20 protein-coding genes and 4 pseudogenes are annotated in these 20,922 nt (G+C 59.1%); 8 read left to right on the top strand and 16 right to left on the bottom strand.

What is annotated here, in order from left to right; all coding sequences use genetic code 11:
* Window positions 1–6: 6 nt before the first annotated feature.
* From adhE to OMP40_RS37625, 3 genes are all read right to left on the bottom strand, one after another.
* The gene (gene adhE, locus OMP40_RS37635; protein ID WP_277539268.1) at window positions 7–2,613 is read right to left on the bottom strand and encodes a bifunctional acetaldehyde-CoA/alcohol dehydrogenase; all 2,607 of its coding nucleotides are present in this window, start codon (window positions 2,611–2,613) and stop codon (window positions 7–9) included.
* A 112-nt stretch (window positions 2,614–2,725) separates the two neighbouring features.
* A complete protein-coding gene (locus tag OMP40_RS37630; protein ID WP_277539266.1) occupies window positions 2,726–3,274 on the bottom strand; it encodes a DoxX family protein in 549 nt (182 codons plus the stop codon).
* 151 nt (window positions 3,275–3,425) lie between these two features.
* A complete protein-coding gene (locus tag OMP40_RS37625) occupies window positions 3,426–3,965 on the bottom strand; it encodes a hypothetical protein (RefSeq protein WP_277539264.1) in 540 nt (179 codons plus the stop codon).
* 309 nt (window positions 3,966–4,274) lie between these two features.
* Between OMP40_RS37625 and OMP40_RS42910 the strand changes: the two are divergent.
* Window positions 4,275–4,433, top strand: a pseudogene (locus OMP40_RS42910) (transposase); the annotation flags it as partial.
* A 33-nt stretch (window positions 4,434–4,466) separates the two neighbouring features.
* Window positions 4,467–5,210 carry a hypothetical protein gene (locus OMP40_RS37620; RefSeq protein ID WP_277539263.1) on the top strand — a complete coding sequence of 248 codons (744 nt, stop codon included), beginning with the start codon at window positions 4,467–4,469 and terminating at the stop codon, window positions 5,208–5,210.
* Window positions 5,211–5,473: 263 nt separating this feature from the next.
* On the opposite strand, the gene OMP40_RS37615 is transcribed toward OMP40_RS37620, so the two are convergent.
* From OMP40_RS37615 to OMP40_RS37595, 5 genes and pseudogenes are all read right to left on the bottom strand, one after another.
* The gene (locus OMP40_RS37615; RefSeq protein ID WP_277539261.1) at window positions 5,474–6,004 is read right to left on the bottom strand and encodes a transposase; all 531 of its coding nucleotides are present in this window, start codon (window positions 6,002–6,004) and stop codon (window positions 5,474–5,476) included.
* Window positions 5,998–6,774: a transposase gene (locus OMP40_RS37610; protein WP_277539742.1), complete on the bottom strand. Its 777-nt coding sequence runs from the start codon at window positions 6,772–6,774 to the stop codon at window positions 5,998–6,000. The genes OMP40_RS37615 and OMP40_RS37610 overlap by 7 nt, the downstream gene beginning before the upstream one ends.
* Before the next feature lie 128 nt (window positions 6,775–6,902).
* A pseudogene (locus tag OMP40_RS37605) lies at window positions 6,903–7,978 on the bottom strand (PAS domain-containing sensor histidine kinase).
* 37 nt (window positions 7,979–8,015) lie between these two features.
* Entirely contained in the window at window positions 8,016–8,669 is a 654-nt protein-coding gene (locus OMP40_RS37600; protein WP_277539258.1) for a response regulator transcription factor, read from the bottom strand.
* 91 nt (window positions 8,670–8,760) lie between these two features.
* On the bottom strand, window positions 8,761–9,222 hold the full coding sequence (locus OMP40_RS37595; protein WP_277539256.1) for a hypothetical protein: 462 nt from the start codon (window positions 9,220–9,222) through the stop codon (window positions 8,761–8,763).
* Between the two features lie 251 nt (window positions 9,223–9,473).
* Between OMP40_RS37595 and OMP40_RS37590 the strand changes: the two genes are divergently transcribed.
* The gene (locus OMP40_RS37590) at window positions 9,474–10,223 is read left to right on the top strand and encodes a Crp/Fnr family transcriptional regulator (RefSeq protein WP_277539254.1); all 750 of its coding nucleotides are present in this window, start codon (window positions 9,474–9,476) and stop codon (window positions 10,221–10,223) included.
* 254 nt (window positions 10,224–10,477) lie between these two features.
* Complete coding sequence (locus OMP40_RS37585) at window positions 10,478–11,293, top strand: hypothetical protein (RefSeq protein ID WP_277539252.1); 816 nt, start codon at window positions 10,478–10,480, stop codon at window positions 11,291–11,293.
* An 80-nt stretch (window positions 11,294–11,373) separates the two neighbouring features.
* Here the strand turns inward: OMP40_RS37585 and OMP40_RS37580 are convergent, their stop codons facing one another.
* Window positions 11,374–12,015 carry a TVP38/TMEM64 family protein gene (locus tag OMP40_RS37580; RefSeq protein WP_277539250.1) on the bottom strand — a complete coding sequence of 214 codons (642 nt, stop codon included), beginning with the start codon at window positions 12,013–12,015 and terminating at the stop codon, window positions 11,374–11,376.
* 86 nt (window positions 12,016–12,101) lie between these two features.
* The gene (locus OMP40_RS37575) at window positions 12,102–12,800 is read right to left on the bottom strand and encodes a transglutaminase domain-containing protein (RefSeq protein ID WP_277539741.1); all 699 of its coding nucleotides are present in this window, start codon (window positions 12,798–12,800) and stop codon (window positions 12,102–12,104) included.
* A 230-nt stretch (window positions 12,801–13,030) separates the two neighbouring features.
* Between OMP40_RS37575 and OMP40_RS37570 the strand changes: the two genes are divergently transcribed.
* From OMP40_RS37570 to OMP40_RS37560, 3 genes and pseudogenes are all read left to right on the top strand, one after another.
* Window positions 13,031–13,255: a hypothetical protein gene (locus OMP40_RS37570; protein WP_277539248.1), complete on the top strand. Its 225-nt coding sequence runs from the start codon at window positions 13,031–13,033 to the stop codon at window positions 13,253–13,255.
* Window positions 13,256–13,338: 83 nt separating this feature from the next.
* Window positions 13,339–14,223 carry a helix-turn-helix transcriptional regulator gene (locus tag OMP40_RS37565; RefSeq protein WP_277539247.1) on the top strand — a complete coding sequence of 295 codons (885 nt, stop codon included), beginning with the start codon at window positions 13,339–13,341 and terminating at the stop codon, window positions 14,221–14,223.
* A gap of 93 nt (window positions 14,224–14,316) precedes the next feature.
* A pseudogene (locus OMP40_RS37560) lies at window positions 14,317–15,451 on the top strand (glycoside hydrolase family 88 protein).
* Window positions 15,452–15,517: 66 nt separating this feature from the next.
* Here OMP40_RS37560 and OMP40_RS42905 read toward each other — a convergent pair.
* From OMP40_RS42905 to OMP40_RS37540, 5 genes and pseudogenes are all read right to left on the bottom strand, one after another.
* The gene (locus tag OMP40_RS42905) at window positions 15,518–15,805 is read right to left on the bottom strand and encodes a GDSL-type esterase/lipase family protein (RefSeq protein WP_420872139.1); all 288 of its coding nucleotides are present in this window, start codon (window positions 15,803–15,805) and stop codon (window positions 15,518–15,520) included.
* Window positions 15,793–16,017: pseudogene (locus OMP40_RS42900) on the bottom strand (SGNH/GDSL hydrolase family protein); the annotation flags it as partial. The gene OMP40_RS42905 and the pseudogene OMP40_RS42900, both read right to left, overlap by 13 nt.
* A 96-nt stretch (window positions 16,018–16,113) precedes the next feature.
* A complete protein-coding gene (locus tag OMP40_RS37550; RefSeq protein ID WP_277539245.1) occupies window positions 16,114–17,016 on the bottom strand; it encodes an aldose epimerase family protein in 903 nt (300 codons plus the stop codon).
* A gap of 6 nt (window positions 17,017–17,022) precedes the next feature.
* The gene (locus tag OMP40_RS37545) at window positions 17,023–18,762 is read right to left on the bottom strand and encodes an extracellular solute-binding protein (RefSeq protein WP_277539243.1); all 1,740 of its coding nucleotides are present in this window, start codon (window positions 18,760–18,762) and stop codon (window positions 17,023–17,025) included.
* A 94-nt stretch (window positions 18,763–18,856) separates the two neighbouring features.
* Window positions 18,857–19,186, bottom strand: a complete 330-nt coding sequence (locus OMP40_RS37540) for an ABC transporter permease family protein (protein ID WP_277539241.1) — start codon at window positions 19,184–19,186, stop codon at window positions 18,857–18,859.
* Between OMP40_RS37540 and OMP40_RS37535 the strand changes: the two genes are divergently transcribed.
* Window positions 19,176–19,697, top strand: a complete 522-nt coding sequence (locus OMP40_RS37535; RefSeq protein ID WP_277539239.1) for a hypothetical protein — start codon at window positions 19,176–19,178, stop codon at window positions 19,695–19,697. The genes OMP40_RS37540 and OMP40_RS37535 overlap by 11 nt on opposite strands.
* Here OMP40_RS37535 and OMP40_RS37530 read toward each other — a convergent pair.
* A complete protein-coding gene (locus OMP40_RS37530; protein WP_277539237.1) occupies window positions 19,637–20,692 on the bottom strand; it encodes an ABC transporter permease in 1,056 nt (351 codons plus the stop codon). The two genes, OMP40_RS37535 and OMP40_RS37530, sit on opposite strands and share 61 nt — an antisense overlap.
* Window positions 20,693–20,922: the final 230 nt, after the last annotated feature.

Here is a 20,922-nt window from a genome sequence, read left to right as displayed (position 1 = left end):
TTTCGCTTAGAACTTGCCGTAAAAAGCGTTCCGGTACACGTCGGCCAGCTCGGTGACGAGCGGCATGCGCGGATTCGCGGTCGTGCATTGATCTTCGAACGCCCGGTCGGCCAGCTGATCGACCCGCGATTCGAAGTCGGCGGCGTCGAAGCCCAGCGCCTGGAACGACTCGGGAATCTGCAGCGACAGGTTGAGCTGGCGTATCGCGTTGATCAGGCTCGTCACGCCTTCTTCCGTCGTACGGGCCTGCAGTCCGAGCAGCCGGGCGATGTCGGCGTAGCGCTTGTCGGCGACGAAGTGGCTGTATTTCGGAAACGAAGCGAACTTCGTCGGCTGCTGCGCGTTGTAGCGAATGACATGCGGCAGCAGGATCGCGTTGGTGCGGCCGTGGGCCGTATGGTACTGCCCGCCCCATTTGTGCGCCAGGCTGTGGTTGATGCCGAGAAACGCGTTGGCGAACGCCATCCCCGCGATGGTCGAGGCATTGTGCATTTTTTCCCGCGCGACCGGGTCCGCCTTGTGATACGAAGCTTCCAGGTTATCGAACACGAGCTGGATCGCCTTCAGCGCAAGGCCGTCGGTAAAATCGTTCGCCATCACCGATACGTAGGCTTCGATGGCATGCGTCAGCACGTCCATCCCGGTATCCGCGACCGCCGTCTTCGGCAGGCTGTATACATAGTCCGGATCGACGATGGCGACGTCCGGCGTCAGCTCGTAATCGGCGAGCGGATACTTCGTGTTGCCCTTGTTTTTGTCCGTGATGACCGCGAACGAAGTCACCTCGGAGCCCGTTCCCGACGTCGTCGGAATCGCCACGAACTTGGCGTTCTTGCCGAGCCGCGGGTACTTGTAGATGCGTTTGCGGATATCCATAAACTTCTGCTTAAGCGAATCGAAGCTCGTGTCCGGATATTCGTAGAACAGCCACATCGCCTTCGCCGCGTCCATCGGCGAGCCGCCGCCGAGCGCGATGATGCAGTCCGGCTTGAACTGGGCCATCATGCGGGTGCCCCGCTCGACCGTGTCGACCGAAGGATCGGGCTCGACGTCGCTGAAGATCTCGACCGATACCGGATCCTTGCGCTTGCGGAGGTAATACGACACCTTCTCCACATAACCGAGCTTCACCATCGCTTCGTCGGTGACGATCATGACGCGGCTGATATCCGGCATTTTTTCAAGATACTGCGTCGCGCCTTTTTCAAAATAAATTTTCGGCGGCACTTTGAACCACTGCATGTTGACCGTACGATAGGCCACCCGCTTGACGTTGATCAGGTTGACGGCGGTCACGTTCGAGGTCGTCGAGTTGTGGCCGTACGAGCCGCAGCCGAGCGTGAGCGAAGGCAGGTTCGTATTGTAAATGTCGCCGATCGCCCCGTGCGTCGAAGGCGCGTTGACGATGATGCGTCCGGTTTGCAGCCGCGCCGAGAAAGCCGCGATGACCGCCTGGTCGTTCGAGTGGATGACCGACGAGTGTCCCATGCCGCCGAACGCGATGACTTGCGCGGCGCGTTCGATGCCCTGCTCCGCCGTCTTCACCTTATAGCAGGCGAGCACGGGGCTGAGCTTTTCGGCGGATAACGGATATTTGTCGCCCACGCCGGCAAGCTCGGCGACCAGCACCTTCGTGGCCGGCGGCACCTGGATGCCTGCCATTTCGGCGATTTTGACGGCCGGCTGTCCGACGATAACGGCGTTGACGGCACATTTTTCCGGATTGATGACCAGCCTGGATACCGCTTCGATTTCTTCTTTATTCAGAAAATAGCATCCTTGGCGCGACATGAGCGCCTTCGCTTGCTCGTAGATCGGATCGTCGAGGATAACCGCCTGCTCGGATGCGCAGATCATGCCGTTGTCGAACGTCTTGGACAGGATCAGGTCGGTAACGGCCTGCTCGAGATCCGCCGTGCGTTCGATGAAGCAAGGAACGTTGCCGGGACCTACGCCCAGCGCCGGCTTGCCGGTGCTGTAGGCGGCCTTCACCATCGCGGAGCCGCCGGTCGCCAGCACAAGCGCGATATCCTTGTGATTGATCAGCAAGCCGGTCGCTTCGACGGAAGGGTGCTCGATCCACTGGATACAGTGCTCCGGCGCGCCGGCGGCGATCGCGGCTTCACGAAGCGTCCTCGCTGCGGCAGCGCTCGATTTTTGCGCCGAAGGGTGGAACGCGAAGACGATCGGATTGCGCGTTTTGGCCGCGATGAGCGATTTGAACATCGTCGTCGAGGTCGGGTTCGTAACCGGCGTGATGCCCGCGATAACGCCGACCGGCTCGGCGACCATGCGGTAGTTCTCGTACACGTTCTCTTCGATCACGCCAACCGTCTTCTCCGCCTTGATGCTGTGATAGATGTATTCCGTCGCAAAAATGTTTTTCGTAATTTTATCCTCGTAGACGCCGCGTCCGGTCTCCTCGACCGCGAGCTTCGCGAGCGGCATGTGCTGGTCGAGCCCCGCAAGCGCCATGGCCTGCACGATCCGGTCGACCTGCTCCTGATTGAGCCGCATGTATGCTTCGAGCGCCTTGTTGGCGCGCTCCGCCAGCAGGTTCACCTCATCCTGCGCGGAGATGAATTCGTTTTGCGCTTTTTCCTTCGTCGCCATCCTCGTGGCCTCCCGTCAAATGTCGTTTTCCTTCGCCCGGTCTCGGCGGCCGGACCATATGGACGGCGGCCGGAGTGCTCCGGCCGCCGTGCCAACCCGTTGGTAAGATCGATCAGTGCGCGACGGGCGTACCGTTCGTTCCGCCGTTATGCTTTTTGTCCGTGATCGCGTGCTTGATCTTGGCGAAGCCCTTGCGGATCAGCGGCAGCAGGTAGTAATCAAGTCCGAAGCGTCCGGCATTGGCGCCCGCCGTGAAGACGATGAAGCCAAGGACGAGCAGCCAAGGGTTGGTGCTTACGGTACCTGCGAAGAGGAACAGCGTGTTCAGCAGCATTCCGAAGAAGGCGGCCGTTACCGTAAGTCCACCGACGATCAGCCCTACGCCGATCAGGAACTCGCCGAGCGGGATCAGCACGTCGATCAGCTTGACGTTCGGCAGCGCGAAGTGCTCGATGAAGTAGGTGTAGTTAGGGAACAGGACTTCGTTCGTCGCATGGTCGGCTACCGGCTTGGCGACCGCCCCTTGCAGGAACCCTTTTGCCGTAAATCCGCCCGTCAGCTTGTGCCAGCCTGCGTCGATCCATTGCCAGCCGACATAGATGCGAAGAAGCGTGACTGCGACTGCCGCCCATGCATTTTCTCTGAACCATTTGGTGACCATAATGGCCATCTCCCTTTCGCCTTCAAGGCGTTTAATAGTGATTGTCGATTGTGTTGCTCTTCCTTACACCTTCATTATGAGGGAAGCGATGGAAGCTGAATGTGATGAAAATCACACTTTCGAGCTTTTTCTTGTGAAAAAATTCACTTTCTCAATCAGCCTTTAGAAGCTGTAAACATTCGAGCGATCCTCCAGCGTGTCGATAATCTCCTGCTCCTCGTTCAGCCGGTTTTTCAAGCAGGCATAGGCTTGCAGCAGCCGGGAAGACAGCACCTTCGCCTCCTCGGGGGAGATCGGCAGGACCGCTTGCTCCAGCGTGTTCAAAAAAAGAACCGATAAACCGCTCCGCAAGTCCGTAATCCAGCTCCATCAAGGCGAACAAATCGGGCTCCGTCTCCAGATACCATGCCGCGTACGGAAAGAGCTCCGTTTTCTCCCACGCGATATGCGCGCTCCACTCCGTCATGAAGTGTTTGACGCGTTCGTTCAAGATCCGGACGTTCGCGTTCAAATGAACGACGTCCTCGTCCTTGCGTACCGTGCACGCCTGCGCGTACAGATCCGCCAGTTCCGCCTCCAGTGCGTCGTGCTCCTGTCTCGCCCTGTTGACCGCTTCGTTAAGATGCGCATAGCGTTCGATGTCGATCTCAACGGGCTGCGGCGGACGATTCGCTTCACGGTTCGTTTTCATCGGGGTGTGCCTCCTCTGTATTGCCTTGGCGTTGCTTGTTTTGATGTCTTTAATATACAGGGCCACGGCATGTTTTAATGTGAAAAAAATCACAAAATGGATTTGGACAAAAGATCGACACATATCGCCTACGAAGCGCTGGATGATGCACCCTTTCGCCGCGTTTTAACAGTATCCCCTTCGGTAAGGAATGCTTACCTACATGGACTTACCGGCATTGACTCCCCGACCTGGAATACGCGTCAATTTTATTTTTATAAAAATCAACATTTTCCATTTCACCCATGTTAAAATAAGAACAAACGTTCGATTCGGAGGTCTTGCGATGCCAAGCCGTTTTTCCATTCGGGACGCCATGCCCGCCTTCAGCACGCCAAATGGCCGGACGGCTTTCGCTGTCCCCGTTGCGGCCACCCGCACTATTACGAGGTGTCGTCGCGTGCGCGCACGCTTTTCGAGTGCCGTTCTTGCACGCATCAGGCTTCCCTGACGGCCGGCACCGTGCTCGAGGGCTCGCGTACGCCGCTGACGAAGTGGTTCCAGGCGATGTTTCTGATGCAGCTTGGCATCAGCGCCCGGCTGCTGTCCGAGCTGATCGAGGTGACGTACAAGACGGCTTGGCTGATCAACCACAAGCTCCGTCATGCCATCGGCGTCCGGGATCGCGAACGGCCGCTCGAAGGCGATCTGCAGCTGCTCGACGAGTATTACGGCTACGAGTATCATCGCTACCTCGGCAGCGTCCTGATGCAGCAAGCGTTGAAGCCGCAACCGGTCGTCGTCGGGGCTGCGCTCGATGCCGCAGGCGATTTTGTTCATCTTAAAATGAAAGCCGTCGACGGGCCGGATGGCGACGATGCGGCAATGCGCGGAGGCGCGGGCGGCGAGGAGGCGGTGGCGCTTTTCGTGGAGAAGCATGTCGCCGGCCAGGCAGCCGGCGATCGCGCAGAAAGGCTGGAGCGCGGACACCGGGGTCGATCCGCGCTGCATATCGCCTGGCGGGAAGCCGTGCGCTGGCTCAATTGGACGTTCGGCGGGATCGGCCCGAAGCATTTGCAGGCGTATCTGAACGAATTTTGCTTCCGCCGCCTTCTCGTCCGCACAGACATGCTGGCCGAGCTCATCGCCTGCTGCGGCGCGACGAAGACGATTACGTACCGAAGGCTGGTTGGCTTAAGTTCCAGGATCCTTCCGATTCCATGGGCATACAGGCGACCCGAGCGCAGCAGCCGATGCGCGGTTTAAGCGAAGATAGGCTATTTGAGGTCCATGAAAAGAAAGGCCATCGTCAGACAGAAGCCGCCCCGCCAAAACTGCCGCTCATGCGCGGCCGCTCTGATTGCAGCAACTCTAACTACTGCAACTCTAATTACAAAAATTCGGATTACGGCAACTCGGATTGCGGCCCTCGGATTGCGGCGCAACTTTTCCTGACGCGACGGGATATTGTTAAAACGCGTGAAAATGGGGATGGCCCCTTAGACCCCAATGTTGTCAGGTTAAGCCGCTTATAGTCCCCGCCGCTTCGTTTTTGTGAATTTGTTGGCCTTGGTCTGCTTGGTTCGTTTCAATGTGCGGTCTTTGACGACGGGGACAATGTTGCGCTGTAACTCTTCCAAAAACCGTTCGTGCAGCACGTCCCTTCGGGCATCGTCTTCCTCCAGTACCATTTCGATGAGCCGATTGCGTAGTTTGCCGACCAGGATGTTTTTGTTAATTCGGTACTCCTCATATTTCAGTTGCTCGGTTCGCTTACTTTCTTTCATCTGCTCCTCGGCTTCTTGTTCCATGACCGAAGCCATATTGCTCAGCAGGACCGTGGCGTAGAAGTCCTGTTCGATGATCTGGGGTTTTTGCCCCGAAAAATTCTCAATCTCGAACTTGTGCTTCAAATCGTCGAATCGCGTTTCGATGCCCCATCTCTTGAAATACAAGGGCTTGCATGCTTCATAACTTAGCTCTTCAGCATTAACGTTGGTCAGCAGGATTTCCGTTTCGCCGGAGGAAAGTTCTACTTTGACGACACGTACATTCAGCACTGTCCCTGGCGCAATGGGGTTCCTTGCTTCTTCAATTCTTTCGCCCGAGCTTTGGAAATTTCAATCGTTACCACTTCATCCGGGAGGCTCGTGTTCACGATTTCTTTGTAGAATGAACCCTGGGCCCGCATCAGATAAGAAATGCCTTTTTCCTGCAAGTACAGGATAAATTCCGCAGACGGATAGCCACGATCAAACAGGATCAGGTTGCGAACCGGTGCTGTCTCCAAGCCGAGCATGTGCTCGATATTCCGTTTGGCCAAGCTTCGTTCGTTATCATCGTAACGGCTCAGGCATGAACTTAGCACCAGCTTGTTCTCCACATCGTACAAATGAGAAGAAAGCGCCCGAGCAATCCGGAACCCGACTTTGTAAGTTGTTGTGTACCCGTACCTCGCTTGAGTTTCCTCGGTGTTAGGCAACTCCATTACGCTTCCGTCCATCGCCAGCAGTCGAAATCCGAGATAGGTTTTGAACTCGCCGTCCTCGTAATACGCCCGGATCAGTTCATCATTCAGCAACGTAAACGCTTCCGGCAGCAGCTTCTGGCGAGCTTCAGAAAAGGATTGCTTTGTGTAGGTCGTCTTTGCCGCTTCCTCTGGCATGAACATCTCCCGGAACTCATCGAGTTCCAGTTGCGTTGATTTTCGAACCATCCGAAGGATGAGCGCCACGAGCGGAAAGAATCCAATCTTGCGATTTCGCCTAAAATCCTTTTCGCTCTTCCTTGTCTTTTCTTTTAGCTCGTCGCTTCTCATTTGGGTGAACACGCGACGCAAGATCGCTTTTCCGTTTTTTTCACACGCTATCGTCCGTCTCTATCGTTTACCTCTACTATACCAATTTCTACTAACCTGACAACATTGCCTTAGACCCTCCCCATTTTCCCTGCTCGCGGCTAAGCGAGCGGTACGTTTAAAGATACGGTCGTGCCGCGGCCGGGCTCGGACTTCAGCTTCAGCTCGCCCGACACCGCGCGGGCGCGTTCTTCCATGCTGAAGAGGCCGACGCCCGCGCCGGCCGATTCGCGGACGAAGCCGACGCCCTCGTCGCGGATGACGGCGCGCACTTGTTCGTCTTCCTCGTGCAAAGATACATACGCCTCGGACACGCCAGCATATTTGCCGACATTCGTCAGCGCCTCCTGAACGACACGGTAGATCGTCGTCTCCGCAAGCAGCGTCGGACGGCGCTTCAGGTCGCATTCGAAGCGCACCTTAATCCCGTAATGGCTCTCGAAATGCTCGATATACGTCCGAAGCGCCGGTACGATGCCAAGGTCATCCAGCACGGACGGTCGCATTTCCCAGGCGAGCCCCCCTGACTTCGGACATGAGCTGGGACACCTGCTTCCCCCAGCATCGCGAGCCCTTCGTCCTCCTGCTCGGCAAGCAGACGGTCGATCGTGATCTTGATGAAGAACAGACTCTGGCCGATGCCGTCGTGCAAATCCCGCGAGAAGCGCCGGCGTTCTTCCTCCTGGATCTGCATCATCTGCGCCAGCATGGACTGAAGCTCGGCCTCCGTCTCCTTGAGCCGGGTCACCTCGTGACGGATCGCCAGATATTGATAAGGACTGCCGTCTCCGTCGGCAAAAGGGACGATCGTCGTATCCACCCAATATTCCCGGCCGTTTTTAGCCCGATTTTTGATTTCTCCGCGCCACACCCTGCCAGACGAAATCGTCGCCCAAAGCTCCTTCATGAAGGCTTTGCCGTGATGTCCTGAATTGACAAGGCGATGATCCTGACCGATCAGTTCTTCCCGGCCGTAACCGGAAATCTCGCAAAACTTGTCGTTGACGTAACGAATTCTGCCCCGGCGGTCCGTGATGGCGACGATCGCGGACTCGTCGAGCGCAAACTTGACGTCCGCGAGCTGCTCGAGCGAGCGGCGCAGCTCTTCACGATAATCGGCGTCCGACACGCCTTCGTCAAGGCCCGCCAGCAGCCCGGATACCTGAGCGGCCAGCATCTCCGCGTGATATTCGGCTCTGCCTTTGTTTTTCGGCTCAGTCAAATGTCAGCAGTCCCTTCTTCATCGCGAATTTAACCAGATCCGGTCGCGTGCGCAGCTCCAGCTTTTCCATGAGATTGCTTTTGTGAGACTCTACGGTTTTGACGCTGATGACGAGCTGCTCCGCGATTTCCTTGTTGGAGTAACCTTGAGCGACTTTGGCCAGAATCTCTTTTTCCCGATCGGAAAGCGATTCGTAGGTCCCCGCATGCTCGCCGTTTTTCATCTTGTCCAGGTAGTCGCTCATCAGCCGCTTCGTCGCAGTTGGATACAAGTAGGCTTGCCCTTCGGCCACGTGACGGATCGCGGCGAGCAGTTCCTCATGCGGCGCGCTCTTCAGGATGTATCCCGAGGCGCCGGATTGGATCGCTCTGAACAGATAGCCTTCGTCATCGTGCATCGTCAGGATCAGCACGGCCGTCTCGGGCAGCGACCGCTTGAGCTCGGCAGCGGCCGTAAGGCCGTCCTTGCCGTGCGGCATGCTGAGGTCCATCAGCACGACGTCCGGGCGAAGCGTCTGCGCTTGCGCGATCGCTTCGTCCCCATCCGCAGCCTCACCCACGACCTCCATGCCTTGTCTGCCGTTCAGCAACATCATGAGTCCCGAACGAACGATAGCGTGATCGTCGACGACCAATATCCGAACCATCTGCGTGACCTCCCAGCCGCAAGGTGTACCCGCTCTTTTTTAGATCATTTTACCACAGGACAGAACGTACAGAGCATTCATGCGCGCGGATTTATAGGGAACTCGCCGACGACAGCTCCGCCAGCAGAACCGTAATTCGGTCTGCGGCCGCGGCGACAAGAAGGCGTTCTTCGGTGCGGTAAATTCGCTTTTTCCGATCGCCCACGAGAAGGACGCCCGAAGGCGCGGCGCCCTCGCCCAGCGGGACGGCATACGCGGCACGAAGATTTTCCGCGAGAAACAGCGGGTACTCCTGCAGTTGGCGCGAGCACACCAGTTCGTTCATGCTGAGCGTCGTCGCCCGGCCTATTTTCAGTACGGACGCGGACAAACCCCGCCCGGGCTTTTCCGCGATGCTCTCGATTCGTTCGTTCGTGTGTCCGGATGCCATTGGCCACCTTAATAGATGCGAGGACGCTTCTTTTAGGCCCACGGCCCCGAAGTCGCACCCGATTGCTGCGCGCAGCATCGCCAGGCTGTCCAGAATCGCCGTCCGTCTGCTTTGTTCGTCCATTCCGCACCCCTCCAAGCCATGCGTATCGCATGCTGCTTTCTCCAGTTTACCGGAGCTGCGCCGGCCCGTAATTCAGGGAACTCCCGGAATTATGCACAGGGAAACTCCTGATTTGAATGGAAGCTGTGACGTTTCTCACAAAAAAGATAAGGGAATTCCCCCCGCCAAAATCAGGAGGTTCCCCGATAAAAGCCGAAGAAGGAATCCGTTAGGATAGAGTTATCAAAAGGATTCGGATGGGGGACGCGGTCATGGGAGAAGCGTTGAGGAACAAGACGGCCAAGGAACGGGAAGAGGATAACGGGCTCGGCATTCATCGCTTCTTTTCGGAGGACCAGTTCGCCCGAATCGATGAGTTGATGTATCCGAAGCGCGCGGAAAAGGGAAGCTATCTGTTCTGGGAAGGCGATCCCGCGGGCAAGCTGTACTATTTGCGCTCGGGCAAGGTGAAGCTTCGGAAGTCGACGGATGAAGGCAAGGACTTTACGCTGTCGATCTTGCAGAGGGGAGACCTGATCTGGGAGCCGGAAAACGGCCTGACGTCCGTCCATTCGTTCAGCGCCGAGGTACTCGAAGACGCGGAGCTTGGCGTCGTGCAGTGGAAGGATCTTGAGATTCTCCTGTACCGCTACGGGGACTTCGCCGTCCGATTCATGAACTGGATGGCGGTCGGACAGCGCGTGAGCGAATCGAAATTCCGCGATCTGCTGCTGTTCGGCAAGCCTGGCGCGCTCGCTTCGACCTTGATTCGGATGGCGAACACTTACGGCGTCGCCGTGCCGGAGGGCATCAAGATTACGCTGAAGCTGACCAATACGGAGATCGCGGACCTCATCGGAACCTCGCGGGAGAGCGTAAACCGAATGCTGAACGATCTAAAGATCGAAGGGATCATCGACATCCGCCAAGGCCGCATCGTGATCGTGCGACTGAACGCGCTGCGGGAAATCTGTCATTGTCCGACGTGCCCGGGCTGCCCCAAGGAAATCTGCCGGATTTGAGCCGGATTTGAATCGGATCTGGGCATGAGCAGAACTGATCGGATTGTAACGCAATCGTAACATAGCTTTCATCTTACCTTCATCTTCGGCGGTTACAATACAGACATGACCCCCCCTTTTCAATAATATATCTTTTGGGCTTGCAGCTTCGGCTGCAGGCCCGCTTTTTTTGTCCGGGGCTCCTCCGCACCTTCTTCTGGGCAGGCGCATATCGTACCTTAGCGACATTCGCCCAGCCGAGGAGGAATACGTGCATGACAAATAAAGGGCATGATCGACGGAAGCCCGCAGCCAAGCAAGCGAATCGGCAGCCGGAAGCGAAGCGCGAAGCGACGCTCCACGCCAAGGCGCCTGCGAAGAAAAAGACGGGTATCGCCGTCAAGCAGAGCCGACAATCGGAGACTGTCGGGCCGGATATCCCTGTCAGGCAAATCCCATGGTGGTTCACGCCGGAGCATCAGCGCGCGCACGGACCGGGCGGCGCCCACATCGGCGGCTTGCTCCCGCCGCGGCCGCCCGGACCTGGACCGCATCCGGGGCCAGGACCGTTCCCGCCGCCCAGACCGCCCGGACCGTTCCCGCCAGGGCCAGGACCGTTCCCACCCGGACCCGGGCCGTTCCCGCCAGGACCCGGACCGTTCCCGCCGCCCAGACCGCCCGGACCGTTTCCTCCAGGGCCAGGACCGTTCCCGCCGCCCAGACCGCCGTTTCCGGTTCCGATTCCGATCCCGGTGCCGATTCCCGTTCCTGGACCCGTACCGGTTCCCGTCCCGCTCCCTGGACCGTCCAGCTTCGTAGCGGTAACGATCGAAGGCGGCATCGGCTTGCCGAACGTATCCGGCACCAGCTACGTGACGTTCTACCCCGGCATGACGCTGCGTCAAGCGCTCTATGCGACCGGAAGGGTCCAGTTCGGCCCGAACGGCTTCATCGTCAGCGTCGCCGGCATCCCGGTCGGCGGAGCGATCGGTCTGACGGTCCGCTACAACGGCCGCGTCATTCCGCAGACGCTGCTCGATCAGCCGATTACTCCGGGCAGCACGATCACGCTCAGTCTCTTCTACCTTTAATCGACAAGCGAGCGCAAAAGGAACCGTCCCATAGCGGGTACGGTTCCTTTTATTGTAATCATAGGCCGCGCCGACCCGCGCTAACCGACCTCGCTTCCCACTCGACGCTTGAGCAGCAGCGGGACGAGCATCGCGACGGCGAACACGGCGACCGCCAGCGCGATCTCCCGCCAGTCGCCCCGCGTCAGGCTGGCGCCGAGAAAACAGAAGGCGAACGTGCCGGGCAGCGTGCCGATGATCGTGGCGGGCACGTAAGCCCGCAGCGGCACGCGCGCGGCCCCGGCCGCATAGCTGACGAGATCGAACGGCACGAACGGCGCGATCCGCAGCATGAGCACCATGGGAAAGCCGCGGCGCTGCATGGCGGCCTCGAGCTTGCGCAGGCGCGGATCGTCGCGTCCCTTAAAGAAGCCGATCCCGACCTGGCGCGCCAGCAGAAACGACAGCACCGCTCCGGGTAGCTCGCCCAAAAACGTATAGAGCATACCGTACCAGGTGCCGAAGGCAAGCCCGCCCGCCAGCGTCAGCACCGAGGCCGGAAACAGCACGAACGGCCTGGCCACGAATAGGCCGATGTAGACGGCCGGCGCGATCCAGCCGAACGACAGCATCCAGTCGCGGAGCGTGTTCGGCGTCATTTTCAAATAATGAAAGTTAACCCACAGCAGCGCGCACGCGACCGCGGCGATGGTTAGCGACAAAAGCACGACTTTGCGGCTCACGCGAACACTCCCGTCTAGCGTTCCATGCAAGCATCATACAGGAAAAGCGGATGTTTTTCCAAATCGCGGAGCCTTTCGCGGAGCCTTTACTGACGAAGCTTGAAATTCACGGTCAGCATGCTGTCCCCGTCTTCCCCGCCCGCGAGCGACTCCATCTTGTAGCTCACCGACGACAGCTCCGGCATCAGCTTCAACAAAGCGTCGAGGTCGGGCTTCGCTTCGGCCGTATAACGCATCTTGGCTGTCGTCCGGCCCGCCGCGGCTGCCGCGCGAAGCTGGGCGGCGATCTCCTTGACCGTGGACACGGACCGGGACGGATCCAGGTAGTCGAGTCCCATATCCTCGCGCAAATCATCATAAAATGCCGTGCGCGTCTTGTCCTTCGCCATCAGCGCGTCGAGCGTGTTCTTGTACGAGGTGACCGCCTGCGGATAGACGGCCTTCCACGTATGGTCCTTCTTCAGGGCGGCGTCCGTCACGAGATAGTAGCCGTAAGTCGTCCTGCCCTTGACGTCCGGCACCGGGTCGTCGAACGTCGTGTCCAGCTGGTACCAGACGCCGTCCAGCTTGACGAGATTCCACGTGTGCGCGCCGGTGCTCACGGTGCCTTCGACGATGCGGGCGGGGATGCCCGCGTCCGTCAGCAGTCTGTATGTGAGCGAGGCGTAGCCCTGACAGACGGTCAGCCCGCTTTTCAGCGCGTCGTATGCCGAGTGCCGGACCAGCGTGCGGTCGTAGGCGACGTTTAGCAGCACCCAGTCGTGGATGGCTTTGACTTTTTTGATGCGCGTTCATGCTCTTGGAGACGATGGAAGCGAGAATCTGCTTCGAGCGCGCGTTCACGTAGGCGGTTTGTTCCGCGTTTTCCCAATACTTCATATTCACGCTCAAGGTGGAAGTGGAGCCGTTAGAGCTGACGGTATAGCGATACGAGCGAATCGCGTACTTCAGATAATCGTCGGCGGCGAAGACGCTGTCGAACGCCTTGGACGCTTCGGCGGTCGTCAGCTTGCCCTTGAGCGACACTATGAAGGATTCGCTGCGGGCGCCGAGCTTCTGCTTCAGGCTGCTCTGGAGTATCGTGGCCTCTTCCGACGTGACGGCGGCGACGGCCGTATCGCGGTACGGCCACACCGAGGAAGCCAGCAGCAGCGCGGACGACAATAAAAATCCGGTAATGGCGCTAAGCTTTCGTTTGGACGCGGTCATCTCTCGCACTCCCTCCGGTCTATACGCATAGGTAATCAATCGCGGCGCTTCGTCGCCTTTTCACCCTTACATGATATAATCTATCATGAATGCGGAGACGGGGGGATGGGCCGTTTGAATCGAATTATGACGTTGAACCTGGGGCCGGACGCTTTTTTTTCCTCTTATCGGCAAACGACGAACGACGAGGACTGGCTCGCTTATCACGCGCACCAAGGCATCGAGCTGCTTTATGTCCACGAGGGAAACGGAGAAGCCATGACCGAGGACGCCCGCTATCCGATCCGTCCGGGCACGCTGCTTCTTTTTTTGCCCTACCAGCTTCACAAGGTCGAAGTCCCGTCCGTGCCCGGCGCGCCCTACGTCCGGTCGCTGGTGAAGTTCGATCCGCGAATCGTCGAACCTTATTTGACGCCTTATCCGGCCCTCGCACGCTGGTTTTTGAGGCTGAAGCGGGGCCTGTTGTCCCGCTCCTTCTGCGACCTTGGCACGTCGGAACGTCTGCCGGGCCTGCTGCGGGACTTCCACGAGCGCTGCGGCGCGGTCGGGCCCGCCAAGGAGGAGGAGCGTTCGCTGTTCCTCGTGTCGCTGCTCCACGAGCTGCGGCACCGGGCGTTCCCGGAAGCCGGCCGCGACGGCTCGCCCGAAGCCGAGGGACGCTCTCTTCATATCGACCGGATGATGGATTGGATCGAAGAACGGTACGCGCGTCCGTTCGACCTCCAGTCGCTCTCGGGCGAGCTTCATCTGTCGCCGTATTACCTGTCCCATCTTTTCAAGGAGCATACGGGCAGCAGTATCCGGGATTACATCACCGCCCGCCGGATTCGCGAGGCCTGCAGGCTGCTCAGCTCGACCTCGGATTCGATCCGCTCGATCGCGGAGCAGGTCGGGGGCTTCGGCGCCTCCCACTTTTGCCAGCTGTTCAAGAAGTGCAAGGGCGTGAGCCCCGAGACGTTCCGCAGGACGGTGCAGCAGGGCTTCTCCGCTCACCCTTGACCGCAACTTAGCCATATACTCCCGCAACCCGCCCGAAGCCCGATTTTATATAATGTGGGTGAAAAGAACTTCGGATCAGGGAGGCCATTCGATATGTGGCAGCAAGCGATAGGCGACGCGCTCGGCATTACCGCCCGCAATCTCAAGCAATTCGGGGACCGATTCCCCCCATGTCAGCGACGGGAGCAACAAGTACGTGCTGAACGACAATACCGACTGGACAGACGGTTTCTGGTCCGGCATCCTGTGGCTCTGCTACGAATATACGGGAGACGAGCAATACCGCGAGGGCGCCGTCCGGACGGTCGCGAGCTTCCGCGAACGTCTGGATCGTTTCGAGAATCTCGATCATCACGACATCGGCTTCCTATACTCGCTGTCGGCCAAGGCCCAATGGATCGTCGAAAAGGACGAATCCGCGCGCAAGCTGGCGCTCGATGCCGCCGACGTGCTGATGCGCCGCTGGCGCGCGGATGCGGGCATTATCCAGGCCTGGGGACCGAAGGGCGATCCGGAAAACGGCGGACGCATCATCATCGACTGCCTGCTGAATCTGCCGCTTTTGCTCTGGGCCGGCGAACAGACGGGCGATCCCGAATACCGCCGCGTCGCCGAGGCGCACGCGCTGAAAAGCCGCCGGTTCCTCGTGCGCGGCGACGATTCGAGCTATCATACGTTCTACTTCGACCCAGAAAACGGGAATGCCATCCGCGGCGGCACGCACCAGGGCAACACCGACGGCAGCACGTGGACGCGCGGCCAGGCTTGGGGCATCTACGGCTTCGCGTTGAACAGCCGCTATCTCGGCAATGCCGACCTGCTGGAGACGGCGAAGCGCATGGCGCGCCACTTCCTCGCCCGGGTGCCGGAGGACGGCGTCGTGTATTGGGACTTCGAGGTGCCGCAGGAGCCGTCCTCGTACCGAGACAGCTCCGCGTCGGCCATCACGGCATGCGGCCTGCTCGAGATCGCGAGCCAGCTTGACGAGAGCGACCCCGAGCGCCAGCGCTTCATCGACGCGGCGAAGACGACCGTGACGGCGCTGCGCGACGGCTACGCCGAGCGCGACGACGGCGAAGCCGAAGGCTTCATCCGCCGCGGCTCCTATCACGTGCGCGGCGGCATCTCGCCCGACGACTACACGATCTGGGGCGATTATTATTACCTGGAAGCGCTGCTGCGTCTGGAGCGCGGCGTGACGGGGTATTGGTACGAGCGCGGACGTTAAGCCCCCGCCAATGACAAAACGCAAGAAGCCGGCAGGATTAAGGAGATCCTGCCGGCTTCTTGCGTTTTATCGAATAGCCAAAATGCTGCGTTGAACGACGTCAAGCCACGCGTTTGCGATCAATCGGTTGCCCGCCGCCGTTGGGTGAACGCCGTCGAAGATCCAATCCGAAGCTTTGGTGCGCTCAGCCGCCCGGTCGAACGGTTCCTGAAGCGGAACAAATTGCGCTTGGAACTCCCGTGCCAGCTGCCGGACGACGGCACCGTAATCGTCGATTCGATCCGCCAGGCGTCGTTGACCCCGATCAGAATGCTGATGATGTCTGGATTCAGATGAAAGGCATCTTCGTTCCATCTGGCATACAAGTCGGACACGCGGTTGCCGCTCACGCCTCGATTGACAAACCGGTGCCCGCTGTCCGCGCGCTCGCAGCCGAGCTGCGCCGCGATCAAGTAGGCATAACTGTGGCCAAGCGCCGCATTCGGGTCGTTGCCGTCGCGCCTCCAGCTGCCGTCCGTAATCGAGTCGCCCTGAAACAAAACCGTCCTGCCCTTTCCGCCGCTCATGCGCTCCACTCCGTTTCGTTGTCGGTACCGTCAATGAGAGAAAGTTTGCTGCCTGCCCGCACGGCCATGGGAAGCAAATGACTCAAAGGCCAATGATCAAGGGAGCAATACCCGAAACGCCAAACGCGCATCAATCGTACCGTACGGCTCCAGCCGTAAAGCCGTCCCGGCAGCGATGCTGTCTTCCAGCGCAGCCGACGGCGGCGAGGAGAACATCTCCAACCCCACGTTGTAGTGGCTGCCGAAGTAGGGCGGGCTTGTATCGCCGCCATGATCCCGCCAAAACCAGAGAAACGGCCATACCTGGGCATCCCAGCTCACCTCGGCGCCGATGTCGTCCGGACGCATTAGCGCGTAGCGGCCGGGCCCGGCCGGAAGCACGCCGAAGCCTCCCGGGCTGCCCTTCGCAGGAAGCTCATAAGTTGTCTCCCCGTCCGGTAAGGAAATGAGCGTACCCGGGACAAGAAACGGCTCGCCGAACGTGATGTGATGTCCCCAATCGGCATGGACGACGGCGGGCGAGACGTTCGTCAGCCGCTCTTCCAGGCGAAAGCCGGCTTCGCCGCTCGTCATCTCGAAGCGCTTCTCGATAGCCAGCGGCAGCGACCGCAGCTCCAGCCTGAAGACGACGCGGATGCGCGCAGGGCCGTCTTCCTCGATGTCGTATCGCCAGGCGGACAATGCCGCCTCCCCGTATGCCGCAAGCTCCGTTCCCCGATGCGTGTGACGACCGCCTAGATTGGGGAGGATCTCCTGCCATCCGCCCTCGTATTGGCTCTGAAAATCGTGAAAGGCCGCCTCCTTCGGGCGCAGTCCGAGCCTGGTAAACCAAGCGAAGTCGGTGTCGGTCGGCTTGTGCAGCAGCTCGATCAGGTCCGTGCCCTTGCCGGGCAGCACGGTCAGACGGAACGCCTCGTTTTCCATGACGACGGCTTCATAGCCTTTGTAGACCAGATCGCGCTTGATCCGGCAGCCGAAGTTGCGGTCGTCCGCTCTCACGCCGCGTTACGTCCCGCTCTGCTGCGCGAGGAACGCCTCGACCTGCTTCTTCAGCTCCGCCTTGATCGCCGCGATATCGCTTTGCAGCGCTTTGTTGCCTTCCCATTTCGCTTGCAGCTTCTGCAGGCCCGCCGCAGGCGTCTCGACCATGCCCAATTGGTAGGCTAGCGTTTCATTGAAAATCTTGGCGAAGTCCGGATTGGCCAGCTGGTTCTTCACCGGCTCTTGATTGAAGGCGAAACCGGCAAGCGCGGACCGCACGTAGGATTTTTCATCGGCCACGTACCGGTAGTACGCGACCAGATCGTCCGGAACATTGGCCGACAGGCGGATATAGTTCGGATTCCAGGTCAGCATGTAGCCCGGGAACGTATAATTTTGCAGCGTATCGATACCGTCGGGATACTTGAATTTATCGTCGCCGACCGGCTCCCAGTTTTTTCCCTTGATGCCGAGCTCGAACAGGTCGTGATTGTCCTGGTTTTCGAAAATCCAGTTAATGAACGCCATGGCGCGGTCCGCGTTGGCCGAGGTCTTCGGGATGCACAAAAAGTTCCAAACGCGGAAGTCCGAGATGAGCGTCGGATTCGGCTGAACCATGTCCCGCACGGTCTTCTGCACGACGAACATGCCGAGCTCCGCCGACGGAACGCCCGCCTTGAGCTGCGCGTTGACGGCGTCCAGGTTGGCCACGCCCTCCATCATCGAAGCCGCCTTGCCTGCCGTGAACGTGCCGCGCGCATCCTTGCGGACGATCGGCTCCTTCTCGATATACCCTTTGTCGTGCCATTCGCGGATCGTCTGATACGTCGTATAGTCCGGCTGATTGAATGGCGCTGGAAATGCCGCGGCGCTATCCAGCTTGTCGCCCGTCAGCTTGACGCCCTTCACCGTCTTGCCGTCGAGCTGCAGCGTCGCCACGACGTTCGGCGCCAGGTTGAGGTCCCACAGTCCCGCTTCGTACTTCACGGGCAAGTCCTTGTTGAAGTCGATCGCGGCCGTCGCGCCGTAGTTGCCGTCGTTGCGGATGACGAACGGAATCATATTTTTGTCGTTGGCCAGCACTTGATCGAAGTAAGCCGTCAGCTCCTCGTAGGACTTGATGTCGTTCATCCCGTACTTGGCCGCCAGGTCCTTGCGGTAATAGATGACCGGCATATCGCTCAGGTATTGGCCAAGCGGCACGCCGTAAGTATGCAGTTGCCCGTCCGCGCCGGTGAACTTGTTGTTGTCCAGATAACCGCTGCCGAACGCCTTCTTGAGCCCCGGATATTGGTCGTTGTTAAAATAGCCGTCGAGATTCGTATAGTTGTCCTTGGCGATGAACGCGTTCATATTCATCCAGGGCGCGTCGAAAGCGATATCGACCTGCTCGCCCGCCGCCAGCTTCAGCTTCAGCTTATTGACGTAATCCGCTTGCGGCGTGAACGTCACCTTGAGCTTCAGGTTCAGCGTATCCTTCGTCTGCCGTTCGAACTCGGCCACCACTTCGTCGAACTGCTTCGGCTTGTCGCCCCACAGCATAATGTTAAGCGTCAGCGGCTCCGGCGTCTTTTCCCCGGCCGTCCCCGCCGTCTGCGTCGCCGCCGCGCTGCCGGACGCGCTTGCTTCGCCATTCGTTCCGCTAGCGGCGGTTCCGCTTGCGGCATTGCCGCCGGTTCCGCCGTTGCTGCACGCCGCCAGCAGGCTCAGCGCCAGCGCGGATGCCAGCATCGGCGCCAGCTTTGCTTTTACGTTTCTCTTCATGTCTAGCCCTCCCGGTTATGAATGATGCGAATGAAGCCGTATCGAATTGCGGTGCTGAAGCTATGTTAACCGGCCTTGCGGCCGTGCTCAGCCTTTAATAGCGCCAACTTTTAATCCCCCCGACGAAATAACGCTGCAGGAACGGATAGAGGAATATGATCGGCCCGACCGTGACCATCGCGGTGGCGAGGCGCACCGTGTAAGCCGGAACCGCCTGAACCGCCGACGGCGTGCCCGATACGGCGATATTTTGCGCCATATCGATGTTGCGGATAATCTGCATGATGATATATTGCAGCGAATAAAGCTTCGGATTTTCGATATACAGCATAGCGGGCGCCCACGACGACCAGTAGGCAAGCGCATAGAACAGTCCGATCGTGGCCAGCGCCGGCAGCGACAGCGGGAGCACGATGGACCGCAAAATCCGCAGCTCCCCCCGCGCCGTCCAGCTTTACGGATTCGAACAGCTCCTTCGGAATGTCGTTGAAAAAGTTTCGCATCAAAAACAGGTTCCATGGCGACAGCGCGGCAGGAAGGATGTAAACCCAGATCGTATCCTGCAGATGGAGATACCGTGTCGTCAGAATGTAGCTGGACACCATTCCGCCGCTGAACAGCATCGTAAAGTAGAAAAACAGGGCGAGCTGCGGCGCATAACGGAGTCGGCTGCCGGACAGGGAATACGCGGCAAGGCTGGTGACCAGAAGACTGAGCGCCGTGCCGGCGACCGTGATAAAAATGGTGACGAGGTACGCGTCCGGTATCGTATTCGTGCTGAAGATCGCTTTGTATGCGTTAAACGAGTAGGCTTCGGGCAGGAGCCGGTATCCGTTGCGCAGCAGCGTCGCTTCCTCCGTAAAGGAGCTCGCGATCACGAGCAGGAACGGATACAGGCACAAGGCGGCGAAGACGATCGTAAAGGCATAGAATAGGACCGCCAGCCATTTGTCGTTGCGGGAATTTTGCATTGCGGCCGTGTCGCCTCCTTGCTGTTTAGAATCAGGGCGGATTCGCGATCGAGCTTGGCTGCGATCTTGTTCGCCGTGACGACGAGCAGGAAGCCGACCACGGATTGGTACAGCGCGATGGCTTGCGTCATGCCGAGCGAGCCGGACGTCCGCAGCGCTCTGAACACGTAGGTGTCGATCGTATCCGTACTTCCGAAGAGGAACGAGTTGTCGCCGACGAGGGAGTAGATCATCTCCAGATTGCCGCCGAAAATGTTGCCCAGACTGAGCAGGAACAGCATGACGATCGTGCTCTTCAGCAGCGGCAGCGTAATGCGGAAGATACACTGGAAGCGGGTGGCGCCGTCGATCCGCGCCGCCTCGTACAGCTCCCGGTCGATGCCGACGATCGCGGCCATGTAGACGATCGCGCCGAAGCCGGCCGTTTTCCACAGATTAACGAGTACGAGGATCGGCGGCCATACGCCGGGCTCCGTGTAGAAATCGATGGGCGCAAGTCCCGCCGCATGCAGGAACTGATTGATCGCGCCGGTATCCGCCGTAAAGAAGGTGACGGAGAACAGCCCGATGATCGGCCACGAGATAAAGTTCGGCAGGATCATGACGGACTGTACGGTCCGAACGACCGCATTGCGCCCGAGCTCGGTCAGCATGACGGCGAGCGCCAGCGCCAGCGCGGTTCCCGTGATGATGAACATCAGGTTGAAAAACACCGTGTGGAACGTAATGATCAGCCAATCGCTGCCCCGGAAGAAAAACCGGAAGTTGTCGAGGCCGACCCACTCGCTGCCGAACAAGCCGGCGAGCGGATTAAAATCCTGGAACGCGATCGCGACGCCCGCCATGGGCAAATACGAGAACACGACGCTGAACAGGATAGCCGGAACGGCCAGCAGGTAAAGGGAACGATTATGAACGATTTCCCGGATGCCTCTATGTTTGTTCGTTATGCGGCTCATCTGCCCGCCCCCCTTTCGCTTCTTATTGTAACCCCTTTCAGGGAAAGCCCGGGACGGAACGGTTTGCTCCATTGGGAAGGTTTTTTTTGCGCTGATTCGCCGCAAAAAGCAAAAAAACCGGCCTTTTCGGCGATAAGATTCGCCGTAAATGGCCGGATGGCACCGGGTTGTACCGGGTTGTACTGGGCTGCACCGGGTTGTAATGGAGGGCACTGGATGCCTGCCATTGG

The sequence above is a fragment of the Cohnella rhizosphaerae genome, from assembly GCF_029525575.1.
GTDB classification, from domain to species: domain Bacteria; phylum Bacillota; class Bacilli; order Paenibacillales; family Paenibacillaceae; genus Cohnella; species Cohnella rhizosphaerae.
The sequence above is the reverse complement of the archived record's forward strand: the minus strand, read 5'-3'. Positions and strand labels throughout refer to the sequence as shown.

Excerpts from the sequence above, each read along its gene's own strand:
- adhE (WP_277539268.1), bottom strand. The coding sequence starts at position 2,613 with ATGGCGACGAAGGAAAAAGCGCAAAACGAATTCATCTCCGCGCAGGAT.
- OMP40_RS37630 (WP_277539266.1), bottom strand. The coding sequence starts at position 3,274 with ATGGTCACCAAATGGTTCAGAGAAAATGCATGGGCGGCAGTCGCAGTC.
- OMP40_RS37625 (WP_277539264.1), bottom strand. The coding sequence starts at position 3,965 with ATGAAAACGAACCGTGAAGCGAATCGTCCGCCGCAGCCCGTTGAGATC.
- OMP40_RS37600 (WP_277539258.1), bottom strand. The coding sequence starts at position 8,669 with ATGGTTCGGATATTGGTCGTCGACGATCACGCTATCGTTCGTTCGGGA.
- OMP40_RS37595 (WP_277539256.1), bottom strand. The coding sequence starts at position 9,222 with ATGGACGAACAAAGCAGACGGACGGCGATTCTGGACAGCCTGGCGATG.
- OMP40_RS37590 (WP_277539254.1), top strand. The coding sequence starts at position 9,474 with ATGGGAGAAGCGTTGAGGAACAAGACGGCCAAGGAACGGGAAGAGGAT.
- OMP40_RS37585 (WP_277539252.1), top strand. The coding sequence starts at position 10,478 with ATGACAAATAAAGGGCATGATCGACGGAAGCCCGCAGCCAAGCAAGCG.
- OMP40_RS42905 (WP_420872139.1), bottom strand. The coding sequence starts at position 15,805 with ATGGAACGAAGATGCCTTTCATCTGAATCCAGACATCATCAGCATTCT.
- OMP40_RS37545 (WP_277539243.1), bottom strand. The coding sequence starts at position 18,762 with ATGAAGAGAAACGTAAAAGCAAAGCTGGCGCCGATGCTGGCATCCGCG.
- OMP40_RS37535 (WP_277539239.1), top strand. The coding sequence starts at position 19,176 with ATGGACCGCAAAATCCGCAGCTCCCCCCGCGCCGTCCAGCTTTACGGA.
- OMP40_RS37530 (WP_277539237.1), bottom strand. The coding sequence starts at position 20,692 with ATGAGCCGCATAACGAACAAACATAGAGGCATCCGGGAAATCGTTCAT.